Below are 12,604 nucleotides of genomic sequence, written 5' to 3'. Positions count from 1 at the left end.
TGGAGCCTCTGCAAGGCGGCAACATAGCCGGTCTGACCTGGGGTTGATGTGGGCCGCCGGGGACTCGAACCCCGAACCTAAGGATTAAAAGTCCTCAGCTCTGCCATTGAGCTAGCGGCCCGCCGCGCCACTAGGCTACCCGAGGCCCCGTCCAATGGGCGCGCGGCTTTCCCAACGTCGCTTGCGCTGCTGCCGTCTGTGTACCGACCCGGAGCCCTACGTCGAGTCGGCACCCGATGGCAGCTGCCGCACCTGTCCGGCCGGGCCTGCCTGATCGCCAGCGGCGCGGCTGGCATCGGCGTGCGGGCTGCGGGTGCAGAGCCGCGTACGCCGGTAAGTTACGGAGGCCGAGAGCCGGCGCCTGGGCCATGAGCCCTTCCGCTTCTTCAACGCTGATCTACCGTCAAGTGCGGACAGACGGCGACGGCGTGCATCTGGACCGACTTGCCGTCCCCTTGCCGCGACTGGCTCGGCTGGCCGTCGTGGGAGGCGCTCGCCCCCTCGCGAACCTCCGTGACGACCTGGACGGCACCGCGCGGTGGCCATTGCTTCGTGGGAGGGCAAATGCCGCTGCTGGCCGATGACATGTTCCGCGTCGCGCACCGCGATCACAGCGGTGTCCCGATGCTGTACGGCGTGGCTGGGCTTGGGCGGGCCGCCGCACTGCTCGGCGAGTTGGTCCTGACCGGCCGTATCGAATCCATGCGGGCCGGGTCTACGTCCTCGACCGGCCCCCCGGGCGACGCGCTCGCGCCGCAGGTGCTGGGTCGGACCAGTCCCGCGACGCGGGCGCCGATCGGGGGGTCGATTATCCAGAGCGTGCTCGCCGCGGCAGGCATCGCCGTATACGTGTTCAACGGGTGGGATCCGTTCATCCGCATGTTCTTCTGGCTCCCCGTTCTCGGCGGCATCGGCGTGCTCATCCTGATGACCGTGACCTCCATCGCCGTCTTCGTCTACTTCGCCGGCACCGGGCACCGCGACGGGGTCGGCACAGGCCGGGGTCTGCTCGCACCCGCGGCGTCCTTGCCCGCCGGTCATGGCGACGGCTACGCGGCCGCTGACCCGCCCTGCCCGGGTGTAGCCCAGCGCTACCCCGGGCGCCGGATCATCCCGACCATCAGCCCGTAAGGGGTTCGTGGAGTGCTTCCTTCGACGACTCCAGAGATGCTGACTCCGGCTACACCAGGATGATCAACCGTTGCAACGCACAGTCACGACCAGGGGTTCGGGCTGAGAGTCGTCGAGGTCCAGACGAACAACCCCCAATTCAACCGCCCTGCGGTCAGTACGCACCGGATCACCTGGGTGACCTGCCAGACAGCTCGGATACCCGCGGTTATGGCTTCGCCCCTGAGCATCCGTCCACTGCTGCGCAGCTACGGCGAATTCGCGGGTGCCTTCCTCTCGCCCGCCAAGTTCAACCACGATCCGCCGAGTTTCATCGTTCGACCAGATCACCGTGCCAGCGAGCAGCTCGGGCATCGCCGTGTGCTCATCGCGCATGAACCACCCCAGGACGAACGCTGCCACGACTCCCGCCCCGAGGAGTACCGGCCGCAGACGACGAGGAACACGCCCGATGAGCGCTCGCATAAACCTCAACGGCGGCATGAGCGCACGGTAACCGAAACCGCGGCAGCCATCGGCCAGACCAGACAACGCTCACCCGGACACCTCCCGCGATGTCGCGACTTGACGCCGCGGGTCCGTGCCGTACGTGACTGCGTCGGCCGGTATTGCCGTGCGACCCTCGCTAGGATCGCCAACAGCGCCGGGCAGAGGCGGATGGGAAAGTCCGTTACCAGCACCATGCTGACGCCCGCGAAGGATGTGCCGGTTCGAGGTCCGGTAGCCCGGCGCCCCACCAGCCGCCTGAGCTGCCCTCTGCGGGTGTGAAACCGGCTCCCTCGACGACGCCCGAGATGCCACTCCCAGCGGTTCAGGTGTCGTAGACGCCGCAGTCCCACGGCGCCGAGAACGCCATGTAGTTGCCGGGTTCAGCTGTAACCCACCACATGTCGTCCTCGCTGGTGGGCGCCTCAGCGATGAGCCCGAAGGCCAACCCGAATCGCTCGACGGCGAAGGGCTCAACCTCGATCCGACCGAACTTGACCTTGCCGAGTTCCGCAAGGCGGGCTTGGTAGACCCGTTTCACCTCGGCCGAGTCGAGCCTCTCGCGACTGCCAACGTCGTCGATCTTGGCCTCCAAGAACTTGCCGTCTTGGGCAAACAGGTACAGGGCCACGAACTCCCGGCTGGTGTCCGTCCCGTACGTCCCCGGATCGAACGGCGTGGTCAGGAAGAACTGACGGCCGTCTGCGGTGCGCCCGATGTGTCTGGCCGCAAAGCTGTCGCGGTTGATGGCAATGCGCTCGGGGCGGCCGCTTCCCTCGGACGCCGCAGCGGGAGGTCCAGCGTCGCCTGCGCACCCATCAGCAAAGTCGCCTGGGGCGCACCCTCCGGCCAGACCAGTCCCCGCGATGAGGGACATGACCATGCTGGCTATGCGCCCCCGCGACCGATTCCCCACGCCGATTACCTCGCCACCCTCGTCCCGCACACGGCAACGAGGCTAGGCAAGCGACCCGCGCCTACGCATCCGCCGACGCAGCCGGTGTGCCCAGCACCAGCGAACCTCGCGCTCGGCAAACGGCCACTCGGTGATCACCGAACGGCTCCTCGCGGCTCTTCAGACGGAACCCACTCCGTTGGCGTGAACCTTGCTCCCTCGACGACTCCAGAGGTAACGGTGCCAGCGAACGCCATTACGCACCGCTGACCACCTGCACGTCGCTCGGCTTGGGCAGCCGCCAAAGGCCGGCGTACTCGGGATCCCAGGCCGTGCCGAATTCCGCTTCGTGGAGGTACTGCGCCCGCGGCGCCTCGTCGTCTCGGGGCGGCCAGTCCCGGTACGGCAGGTACGCAATCCGCCAGGCGATGATGACGAAGAGCCATGGGCCAAGAAATGCGTCGCGTCGGCGGTAGGACACCTTCGGCGCGAGCCACACCAGGAAAGGCGCACAAAGCGCGAAGGCGCTCAAGGTGCCCAAGAAGCCACTTCCCGTAGCGTCCTCGATGGTCGTGGCGAAAGCGCCGAACGAGACGAGGATCGCGATATCGAGCACCCCGGCGATAAAGACGCGGACGAACGGCTTGCGGGGCGCCCGCACCGGCTGCAGCATCAACGCAGCCTACGAACCTGCCGCCCGCAGCGGACCAGCGATGAGGCTTAACGTCGTGATCTAACGGTGAGAAGCGCGCCGCGTGACTCCGACCCGGCCAAGAGAAGCCAGTAGAGGGGGCGACACCCCACCTCGCGGTCCTCCGATTTATCCCGCAGTAGACCTACTATCGCGGTTGTTAACGAAGTGGATGTGATGTCCCACGCCTTGAGAGAATTTTCTCGGCGGTGTCTACAACCGGGCCCTGCCGAAGCGTTCAATACGGCGTGACCTTCGAGGAGTATGCCTTCGCCCGTAGTGGGGCGTTGATGCGACTAGCCCGGCTGCTCTGTGGTGACGAGCATCGGGCTGAGGATCTCGTTCAGGAGATTCTCGCCAGAGCGTTCGCACGGTGGGGGCGCATCTCCCGGATGGGTCAACCGGACATGTACGTCCGCCGGATGCTGGTCAATGCGCATCACTCGTGGTGGCGGCGGCGGAGCAGCTACGAGTCGCCCGTCGCTGTCGTTGGCGAACGCTCGGCTGCCGTTGATGAAGCCGCCGAGGTCGTCGAGCGTGATGCGCTATGGCAACTTGTCTGCGCCCTGCCGAGGCGGCAGAAAACAGTGATTGTCCTGAGGTACTACGAGGATCTTGATGATGGAGCGATCGCCGAGATCATGGGCTGCTCAACGGGAACGGTCCGGACACACGCGATGCGAGCCCTGATGGCGCTACGACAGCGGCAGGGTCGATCCGCCAACCTATGGGAGCGTTCTGATGTCCTTTGATCTCGATCAGCGGCTGACGGAAACGCTCAATTCACACACGGGAGCCGAAATAGATCCGACACCGCTCGTGGCGTACGCCCGCGACCGAGGCGGACGCTTGCGGCGTCGGCGTCGTGGACTGATGGCCTTGGGCGCGTCCGCCTGCGTGGCGCTGGTAGCCGCGGTCGCGGTCACGCCATTCGGTGGGAGGTTCGGGCACCTGACTCGTCCCGCTTCGGAGCTCGTGCTGCCGGCCTCGCCGAGCCAGCCGGGCGCGGCGGAACAGCCTAACCTCGTCGGCACGGATCCGGGCACTCTGCACTTCTCGGCCGACGACTTGTTGGCAGGTGCGGCAAACGCCACTTGGAGCGCAGGCCGAGGCACCGAAATCGTCGAGTACACCGGTCCGGCCGGTCAGGCACGGGTAGTGCTAGCCCGCAGCGCCGCGTCGCTGGACGGCATTCGGCAGACCCTGGCCTCGTCGGGCCGGCCGCAGCCGCCGACCGATGTGCGCGTCGCCGGACGCCCTGGGATTGCCTGGATCGATCCCGGGCCCTCGGGAGGGACGAACCTCTGGTTCGTGCGCTGGCGGCCAGTCGACGGCCTGTGGGCCCAGATGGAGAGCTACGCGGATAGCCGCGAGGGCGCGATCGGTGCGGCCGGCAAGGTTCGGTTCGACAGTGCCCACCGATGTGCGGTGCCATTCCGCTTGGAATCGCTGCCCACCGGTGCCCGCCTGCTGGAGTGCTCGGTCAACCTCGGCTACGACGGGCGGAGCATCTTTGCGGAAGGCTCACTCGTGGTGGGCGATCAAGGCGGTCGTTGGCTGACCGTCCGGGTGCAGCGCACGGAGAACGTCGGGGCGCAGGGAGGTGAGTTGAGCGCCGGGCCTTATCGAGTGCACCGACAGGGCAGCGATGTGCTGAAGATGTCCGCCACTCCGGGCTCCGTCGAGGTGTTCCTCGACGGATGGGGAAACGGATACGCAGAATCGGACGGCTTGGCGGTCCTCGGCGGATACCGGCCCGTTGGCGACGTGAACGACCCTGAGACGTGGTGACCGGTAGAACTTCGCGAAGACCGGTCTTGGCTGGACCAGCATCAGCACCGTCGCTGGACGTCCTGGCACCGCTGGACCACGTTGGCGACTCTCGCCCACGCCCTCCTCGCCGCCGCCACCGCTCACCGCGACCCACCCGACCCGGCCGGACTGCTCCCGCTGACTGTCAACGAGCTACGCCACCTGTTCAACATCCTGATCATCGAACCCACCCGGCGCCGCACCGACCCGCTGCTCTGGTCGATCCGCCGGCGCCGCCACCAAGCGGCGCGGCGGGCCCGCAGCGGCCTCGGCCTTGGCTCGAGCTACCTCAAGCTCGGCGATAACGGAGGTGTAGGAATCCGGTGTCGGGCCTCGTGCGGCGTACCCCGGAACGATGGAGCAAAGCGTGAAGACGGATCGGGCCTCGCGCATAGACCTGGGTGGAAGGTAACCCGAGGACAGGAGTTTCGACGTGATGCAACGGCCCGATCACTCATGGCTGCGGTAAGTCCGGCTGTGGCCGGGACCTCCGCCGGCATCGACACCGACGCCGCGGTGATCAGCGCATCGTTGGCGGATCCGGACCGGTTCGCGACCATCTACGACCGGTACGCCGCCATGTTGTACCGATACGCGTACCAACGGGTGGGTCCGGAGATCGCCGACGACGTCGTGGCGGAAACGTTCCTCGCGGCATTCCGGGGGCGGGCCTCCTACGACCTCGGCCGTCCGGAGGCCCGGCCGTGGTTGTTCGGCATCCTCACCCGCGAGTTGGCCATCCACCACCGGCGGGAGAAGGCGCGCTACCGGGCCATGGCCCGCGCGACGTACGACACGGTGCAGGACGGCCCGGCCGATCAGGTGGCCGCCCGGGTGGTCGCCGATGCGGCCCGGGGGCCGCTTGCCGCCGCCCTGGCCGTGCTGGCGCCGGGCGACCGCGACGTGCTGCTGCTGGTGGCGTGGGGGCAGCTCAGCTACGACGAGGTGGCCGACTCCTTGAACATCCCCCAGGGCACCGTGGGTTCCCGACTCAGTCGTGCTCGACGGAAGGTCCGCCGGGCACTCGGCGGTTTCGATCCGCAATGATCAGAGAGGACCATCGTGAAATCTGACCTGTCCATTCTCGAGGAGTTCGGTGCGAATCTGGCCCCGGCGCAGGAGCAACCACCGGCCGAGGTCCGCCACCGCCTGATGAACGCGATGCGGCAGCCGGCCCGTCGACCGTCGCTGTTGTCGTCGGTGCGCGGCGTACGCCTGGCCTGGCGGATCGGTATGCCCACGGTGGCCGCCGCGGGCGTCGCCCTCGCCCTGGTGGCCGGATACCTGCCCGACAACACGCGTGGCCGTCCGGCGCCGCCCGGCGCCGCAGCACAGGCCGGTGCCGCGCCGCGGGCCCTGCCGGACGCCGGGCAGGTGTTGCTGCTCGCCGCCGCGCACACCGCCGACACCCCGACCATGGACGCCCGGCCGGATCAGTTCCTGTTCATCGACTCCGTCGAGGTCCAGTCGAGTGCCGGCTCCCACCGGAATCGCAGCGGCAAGGTTGTTTTCGGGCGACCCACCGTCTCCGAGCCGCAGCGCACGCGGACGTGGCTGTCGGTGGACGGCACCCGGGACGGGCTGGTCGTCCAGGAGACGGCGGCGTCACCCGTACGCACCCACATCGACGGATGCAAGAACAGGCTGCAGGCGGAGACCATCGACCGGCCGGAGAGCACACCCAAGATCCCCTGTACGCCCGAGCCGGCCTACCAGTCCGGCCGGGTCCCCACCGATCCGGACAAGCTCCTGGCATACCTGTACGACCTCGCCGCGAAGGGGCCGACGTGGGTGTCCATCGGTGCCGGCCAGGACGGGATGCCGCGCGGGTTCGTCCGACTCTCCGATGACCAGTCCGCGTTCGCGGAGATCGCGCAGATGCTGTCCATGAATCACCTGCCGGCCGTGCAGGAGGCCGCTTTCCGGGCCGCGGCGCGGATCCCCGGCGTCGAGGTACGGCGCAACGTGGCGGACGCCTCGGGGCGTACCGGCGTCGCGGTGACCCGTACCGAGGCGGGCACCCGGGAGGAGCTGGTGTTCGACCCGACCACGTACACGTTCCTGGGGAGCAACCTCATCGCGGCCGACTTCGACCTGAAGGACGCGCACGTGGTCCGGCGGCCCGACGGAAAGATCGGCCGGCTCACGCTGAGGGTCGCGAACCCGAAGCCGGGTGACGTCATCTCCAAGTACGCGCTGCTGCGGGTCGCCATCGTCGACAAGGTCGGTCAGCGCCCGTAACCCGACACCGCCGGGTCGGGGATCCGGCGGCCGACACCGACAGTGCTGCCCCAGTCATTGGCTGGGGCAGCACTACTTGAACCGGATTCTGTTATCCCGCCGGCGGCGGCGGGATCTGCGCACGGTGCCGCAGATGAGTTACCTCGTCAACGGAGTACGGGGGCGGCGTCGATGGCCGCCACGAACAGGTCGGCAATCTCGCGGGGTGCGGTGAAGTTCGCGACATGACCATGACCCGGCAGGACGACCAGCTCGGCGCCGGGAATCACCGACGCGACCGCACGGGCCGGCGTACCGAACGGCGGCCGGTCGCTGCGGGCACCCTGGATGACCGTGGTGGGGACGGTCAGCGCCGCGTACGGAGCGAGGTCCAACCCGGTTAGTTCATCCAGGGCGGCCAGCTCGACGCAGGAGCTCGCCGCGAGGGTGAGGCGTTCCGACCAGCTGGGAAGAGTGCGCAGCTGGGCGAGCGTATGGGCGCTGTCACCGAGTACGTCCAAGTGGATCGTGGACAGTGCGGTGTCGAGGTCGCGCCGATCCAGTGCTGCGCGGATGCGGTGCAGAGCCCCGCCGGTGACCGGCCGGTCCAGTGGAAGCGGTGGTTCGTAGAGCACCAGCGCACCGAGATCCGTCCGGGCGGTGCTGGCCAGCAGCGACACCACCGCGCCGTAGCTGTGTCCGATCAGGATCGTTCCGGGACCGGTGCGGTCCAGGAGCGCGCACAAGTCCGTGACCTCGACCATCACGTCATAGTCGGGACCGAAGTCGGCGCTCGTGGCCCGCCCGCGGCGGTGTGGCGCGAGGACGCGGCGACCGGTGCGCTCCGTGATGCGCGCAGCGGTATCGAGCCAGTCCCGCCCTGTGTTGAGAGTTCCGTGCAGGATTACCACCGGCGCTTCAGTGCTCAGCGCGGCCGGGACGGTTTCGAGGTACCGGATGATGGCGCCGTTGTGGCCGCGCACCATGCCTTCCAAGGGAGTCACAACCGGCACCGTAGTCGGGCTGCTCAATCTGATCGCGGGAAGGGACGGCCCCAATACTCCCCGCCACGCAAGGTGGTCGCGAAGGACGCCAAGCCGGATGCGCGTTCTCGTCAACACCAGGAAGTACGGACACGCGCGGCGTACGGCAAGGCCGGGAACGCCACCATCACCCGACCCGTACCTGGCGGAGGTAGCGCCGCAAACCGCCCTTGTCGCCGGAGACTGTCGGATCCACCCCATACCCTGTCGATGCCGCGGAGGGTGCGCGGGGGTCGTTCAATCACGACCGAGGATTTCGCCGTGCCGCGCTGCAACCGCCGCCCGGCCTGGTTCGTGATGGGAATGACGGCGGCTCCCAGGGCCGTCGCACCGACACGGGGAGGAGCGTGGGCCGCGTCATGCGTGACGCCCACAGTTTCGACGAGTTCTACCGCCAGACCTCGACCCGCCTGATGCGTTACGGGTACGCGGTGGTCGGCGACCCCACGGACGCCCAGGACCTGGTCCAGGACGCGTACGCGAAGGCGTGGCGCCACTGGCGGACGGTGGCCGCGCATCCCGCGCCCGAGGCGTGGGTCCGGCTGGTGCTGGTCCGGCTGGCGACCGACCGGTGGCGCCGGTTGACCGCCTGGCGCGGAGTGCTGTCGCGGACGGGACCACCACCGGCGATGGGCCCGCCCAGCGAGGACACCGTCCTGTTGACGGCGGCGTTGCGCAAGCTTCCGCCGACGCACCGGCAGGCGATCGCCCTGCACTACCTGTTCGACATGTCGGTGGACGACATCGCCCGGGAGACCGGCGCCGCCCCCGGCACCGTCAAGTCGTGGCTGTCCCGCGGTCGTGCCGCGCTGGCCGCGCAGCTCAGTGAGGCGCCGAAGGGGCGGGTTCTGGAGGTCAACGATGTCAACTGAGCTCAGGGAGTTGTTCGGCGCGCTGTCGGCCGACGCGGACAGCGTTCCCGTGCTGGCCGCCGAGAAGCTGCGGTCGCGCGCGGACCGCAGCGGCCGTACCCGGACCGCGCTGGCGATGGTCGCGCTGGTCGTGGTGGTTGGCGGCGTGGCCGCCGGTGGTCGGTGGGTGTTCACGGCGGGCCCCCCGACAGCGCCTGCCCCACCGGCCGCCAGCGTGGCAGTGACGACACCCCCGGCGCCGTCGCAGACCCCGCAGACCGTGCCGGACCGGGCGTTCCTGACGGCCGCCGACACAAACGGTTCGACGCCCGACACGGTGCCCGCCGACGAAAGGTCTCCGAATCTGTGTGGCGCGCGGTTCGCCAGCAACGGCGCCATCCGGGTGACCCGGACGGCCCGGGCGATGTACGACGAGCGGAATCCGCCACCGAACCGGCCGCCGAGCGGGGTCGTCGAGCAGACGGTCACCGCCTACCGGGGCGCCGGCGCGGCGGATTTCGTCCGCGAGTTCCGGTCCGTGGTGGGCGACTGCGCCCGCGACAAGCGGGACGGACAGACGTGCCGGCAGCGGCTGTTGGACGCGCCGAACGTCGGCGACGAGGCGGTCCTGGTGGAGCGCCGCTGCGTCGTGCAGGCCCCGGAGGGTCGCGCCGAGCGTAGGTACCGGGTGGCGGTGGTGCGCGTCGCGAACCGGGTCACGGTGCTGTCGTTCCATGGCTGGGAGGGGGCTTCGGTGGATCCCGCGCAGACGCAACAGTTGACGCGGCTGGCGGCGCAGCGCCTCACCGGCTGGGGCGGATAGCGCGGCGACGCCGTCAGGCCACGCCGTGCTGGGCGTCGCCCGGGGGAGCGGGGTTCGCCGGACCGCCAGCCTCGACGAGGTCGGCCAGGTCGATCCCCGCATCGCCCAGGACGCGGTGCACCGCGGCGATGCTCAGCCAGTCGAGTTCGTTGTCGCCGTGCCGGATGCGGTACCAGCGGGAGCGGCCGCGCTTGACCACCTCGACGCGCCACGCGCCGTCCGGGGTCTGCATCGCGTACTCGATCACCGCTTCCATCCGGCCGACGCTACGCCGCAGCTCAGCCCGGGTGCACGGGGTCGCGGGGAACTACCTCGAGGTAGTTCCCCGCAGCCTGGTCGCGTCGAGCGCCGCCCGGAATCCCGCCACCACCTGCCGGAGCCGTTCCGGCGTGGCGCCGTCGAGTACCTCCCGCACGAGGGCCGAGGCCACCACGACACCGTCGGCCGCGCCCGCGGCCCGGGCGGCCTGGGCGGGGGTCGACACCCCGAAGCCGATCAGTACGGGCGGCCCGCCCGCGTCCCGGGCGTTCGCGGCCAGCACGACCGCGCGGCCGTCGAGGGTGTCCCGCTCGCCGGTCGGGCCCATGGTGCTCACGGCGTACACGAAGCCGCGGCTGCGGGCGCAGATCTGCCGTATCCGGGCGGCCGGGGTGCTCGGCGCGACGAGCAGGACGAGGTCGATGCCGGATCGGGCGGCGGCCGGCTCCAACTCGCCGAGTTCGTCGACCGGGAGGTCGGGCACGATCAGCCCGGTCACCCCGGCCGCGGCCAGCCGACGGCAGAACGCCGTGGCGCCCGCGTGGACGACCAGGTTGGCGTAGGTCATGACGACCACGGGCACGGTGAGCTGGTCCCGTACGGATGTGAGATCGGTCAGGATCTTCTCGACCGTGGCGCCACGGGCCAGGGCCTGGTCGGACGCGCGCTGGATCGTCACGCCGTCCAGCATGGGGTCGGAGAACGGCAGGCCCAGCTCGACCGCGTCCGCGCCGCCCGCCTGGCAGGCCAGCAGATAGCGCGTCCAGTCCGCGGTGATGCCGCCGGTCACGTACGGAACGAGGCGGGGACGCCCGGCACCGCGCATCGCGGTCTCCAGCGCGCCGGGCGTCGCGGTCTCCGAGGCGGCTCGCGTCGTGGTCTCCAGCGCGCCGGGCATGGCGGTCTCCGAGGCGGCTCGCGTCGTGGTCTCCAGCGCGCCGGGCATGGCGGTCTCCGAGGCGGCTCGCGTCGTGGTCTCCAGCGCGCCGGGCATGGCGGTCTCCAACGGCGCGCTCACCGGGTGGCCGTCGCCATCAGCGCGGGCATGTCCTTGTCGCCGCGCCCGGAGAGGGTGATCAGTACGGTGGATCCGGTCGGCAGGTCGGCGGTGCCGGCCGCGCGCAGCACCCACGCGATCGCGTGCGCCGATTCGAGCGCGCACAGGATGCCCTCAGTGCGGGCGAGCCGGCGCAGCGCGGGCACCACCTCGTCGTCGGTGACGGTGACGTAGCGGGCGCGCCGGATGTCGCCGAGGTAGGCGTGCTCGGGGCCGACGCCGGGGTAGTCGAGGCCGGCGGCGATGGAGTGGGCCTCGGCGACCTGCCCGTGCTCGTCCTGCAGGACGCGGCTGCGGTAGCCGTGCACGATCCCGGCGGTCCCGTCGGTCATGGCTGCCCCGCCGGCGGCCTCGACGCCGATGAGCCGCGCATCCGTGTCGACGAACCCGGCGAAGGTCCCGGCCGCGTTGGAGCCGCCGCCGACGCAGGCGACGACGTGGGTGGGCACGGACGTGGGCAGTTCCGCGGCGCACTGCGCGCGGGCCTCCTCGCCGATGACCCGCTGGAATTCCCGGACCATCCAGGGGTACGGGTGCGGCCCCATCACGGAGCCGACGCAGTAGTAGGAGTCGTGGGCGGCGGTGACCCAGTGCCGCATGGCCTCGTTGCAGGCGTCCTTGAGGGTGCGGCTGCCGCTGCGTACCGGGACGATCTCGGCGCCCAGCATCGTCATGCGGAAGACGTTGAGCTGCTGGCGTTCGATGTCGCGTTCGCCCATGAAGACCGTGGCGTCGAGGCCGAACAGGGCGGCGGCGGTCGCGGCGGCCACGCCGTGCTGTCCGGCGCCGGTCTCGGCCAGCAGGCGGCGGCGGCCCATCCGGTGGGCCAGCAACGCCTGCCCCAGCACGTTGTTGATCTTGTGGGAGCCGGTGTGTGCCAGGTCCTCGCGCTTGAGCAGGACGGTGACGCCGAGTTCGGCGGAGAGGTTCACGGCCGGGGTGAGCGCGGTCGGGCGTCCGGCGTGGACGGCGCGCAGCCGTTCCAGCCGGTGCCGGAACGACGCGTCGGACCAGGCTTCGCGGAACGCCTCCTCCACCTCGGCGCAGGCGGCGACCAGCGATTCGGGTACGTAGCGGCCACCGAACTCGCCGAAGCGCCCGCCCGCGAGGGGCTCGGCCATCATCGTGCGGGCGGCCACGGATAGGGCGTTCGTGACTGTCATGGCATCTCCTAGAGTTCTATAACTCTCCCTCACCCTTGCCGAGAGTTCTAGAACTGTCAAGCGGCCATGCCGGCGCCGCGCCGCTGCGGGGGCGCGAGTCAGCCATCCATGTGTGCTGTGAACGCGAGCCGCCCAGCCCGCCCCGCCACGAGACGCTGCGGATCTGGGCGCAGG

General features: G+C 69.9%; 14 protein-coding genes and 1 tRNA gene. 7 read left to right on the top strand and 8 right to left on the bottom strand.

All coding sequences use genetic code 11. The features are described 5' to 3' along the window. Positions 1–49: 49 nt before the first annotated feature. Positions 50–121, bottom strand: a tRNA-Lys gene (locus EV385_RS12825). Between the two features lie 443 nt (positions 122–564). Here EV385_RS12825 and EV385_RS12820 point away from each other — a divergent pair. Beyond that, on the top strand, positions 565–1,131 hold the full coding sequence (locus EV385_RS12820) for a GOLPH3/VPS74 family protein (RefSeq protein WP_130509681.1): 567 nt from the start codon (positions 565–567) through the stop codon (positions 1,129–1,131). A gap of 63 nt (positions 1,132–1,194) precedes the next feature. Here EV385_RS12820 and EV385_RS12815 read toward each other — a convergent pair whose 3' ends face one another. The 3 genes from EV385_RS12815 to EV385_RS12805 all read right to left on the bottom strand — a co-directional run bounded on the left by EV385_RS12815 (position 1,195) and on the right by EV385_RS12805 (position 3,185). Further along, complete coding sequence (locus EV385_RS12815; RefSeq protein WP_130509680.1) at positions 1,195–1,533, bottom strand: hypothetical protein; 339 nt, start codon at positions 1,531–1,533, stop codon at positions 1,195–1,197. A gap of 409 nt (positions 1,534–1,942) precedes the next feature. Beyond that, positions 1,943–2,494 carry a hypothetical protein gene (locus EV385_RS12810; protein WP_207229817.1) on the bottom strand — a complete coding sequence of 184 codons (552 nt, stop codon included), beginning with the start codon at positions 2,492–2,494 and terminating at the stop codon, positions 1,943–1,945. Positions 2,495–2,768: 274 nt separating this feature from the next. Next, positions 2,769–3,185 carry a hypothetical protein gene (locus EV385_RS12805; protein WP_130509679.1) on the bottom strand — a complete coding sequence of 139 codons (417 nt, stop codon included), beginning with the start codon at positions 3,183–3,185 and terminating at the stop codon, positions 2,769–2,771. A 266-nt stretch (positions 3,186–3,451) separates the two neighbouring features. On the opposite strand from EV385_RS12805, the gene EV385_RS12800 reads away from it, so the two are divergent. The 4 genes from EV385_RS12800 (at position 3,452) to EV385_RS12785 (ending at position 7,256) form a co-directional block, all read left to right on the top strand. Beyond that, positions 3,452–3,955 (top strand): SigE family RNA polymerase sigma factor, encoded by a 504-nt coding sequence (locus tag EV385_RS12800; RefSeq protein WP_130509678.1) that lies wholly within the window; start codon positions 3,452–3,454, stop codon positions 3,953–3,955. Further along, a complete protein-coding gene (locus EV385_RS12795) occupies positions 3,945–4,994 on the top strand; it encodes a hypothetical protein (RefSeq protein ID WP_130509677.1) in 1,050 nt (349 codons plus the stop codon). The genes EV385_RS12800 and EV385_RS12795 overlap by 11 nt, the downstream gene beginning before the upstream one ends. A 477-nt stretch (positions 4,995–5,471) precedes the next feature. Beyond that, a complete protein-coding gene (locus tag EV385_RS12790; RefSeq protein WP_130509676.1) occupies positions 5,472–6,062 on the top strand; it encodes an RNA polymerase sigma factor in 591 nt (196 codons plus the stop codon). Between the two features lie 15 nt (positions 6,063–6,077). Further along, positions 6,078–7,256, top strand: coding sequence for a CU044_5270 family protein (locus EV385_RS12785; protein ID WP_130509675.1), 1,179 nt, complete (start codon positions 6,078–6,080; stop codon positions 7,254–7,256). A 146-nt stretch (positions 7,257–7,402) separates the two neighbouring features. Here EV385_RS12785 and EV385_RS12780 read toward each other — a convergent pair whose 3' ends face one another. Continuing rightward, positions 7,403–8,239, bottom strand: coding sequence for an alpha/beta fold hydrolase (locus EV385_RS12780; protein WP_165449460.1), 837 nt, complete (start codon positions 8,237–8,239; stop codon positions 7,403–7,405). A gap of 398 nt (positions 8,240–8,637) precedes the next feature. On the opposite strand from EV385_RS12780, the gene EV385_RS12775 reads away from it, so the two are divergent. Together EV385_RS12775 and EV385_RS12770 are read left to right on the top strand one after the other, a co-directional pair. After that, positions 8,638–9,150, top strand: coding sequence for a SigE family RNA polymerase sigma factor (locus EV385_RS12775; protein WP_130509673.1), 513 nt, complete (start codon positions 8,638–8,640; stop codon positions 9,148–9,150). Further along, positions 9,140–9,952, top strand: a complete 813-nt coding sequence (locus EV385_RS12770; protein WP_130509672.1) for a hypothetical protein — start codon at positions 9,140–9,142, stop codon at positions 9,950–9,952. The genes EV385_RS12775 and EV385_RS12770 overlap by 11 nt, the downstream gene beginning before the upstream one ends. Positions 9,953–9,965: 13 nt before the next feature. Here EV385_RS12770 and EV385_RS12765 read toward each other — a convergent pair whose 3' ends face one another. From EV385_RS12765 to trpB, 3 genes are read right to left on the bottom strand one after another with little or no spacing between them, the layout of a single operon-like run. After that, positions 9,966–10,208 carry a hypothetical protein gene (locus EV385_RS12765; RefSeq protein ID WP_130509671.1) on the bottom strand — a complete coding sequence of 81 codons (243 nt, stop codon included), beginning with the start codon at positions 10,206–10,208 and terminating at the stop codon, positions 9,966–9,968. 51 nt (positions 10,209–10,259) lie between these two features. After that, the gene (trpA, locus tag EV385_RS12760) at positions 10,260–11,228 is read right to left on the bottom strand and encodes a tryptophan synthase subunit alpha (protein ID WP_341273935.1); all 969 of its coding nucleotides are present in this window, start codon (positions 11,226–11,228) and stop codon (positions 10,260–10,262) included. Continuing rightward, positions 11,225–12,430 carry a tryptophan synthase subunit beta gene (gene trpB / locus EV385_RS12755; RefSeq protein WP_207229816.1) on the bottom strand — a complete coding sequence of 402 codons (1,206 nt, stop codon included), beginning with the start codon at positions 12,428–12,430 and terminating at the stop codon, positions 11,225–11,227. Before trpB ends, trpA begins: the two co-directional genes overlap by 4 nt. Positions 12,431–12,604 lie beyond the last annotated feature (174 nt).

This window comes from Krasilnikovia cinnamomea (assembly GCF_004217545.1).
Taxonomy (GTDB): domain Bacteria; phylum Actinomycetota; class Actinomycetes; order Mycobacteriales; family Micromonosporaceae; genus Actinoplanes; species Actinoplanes cinnamomeus.
Note: the sequence above shows the minus strand (reverse complement) of the source record. Positions and strands in the feature narration are given on the sequence as shown.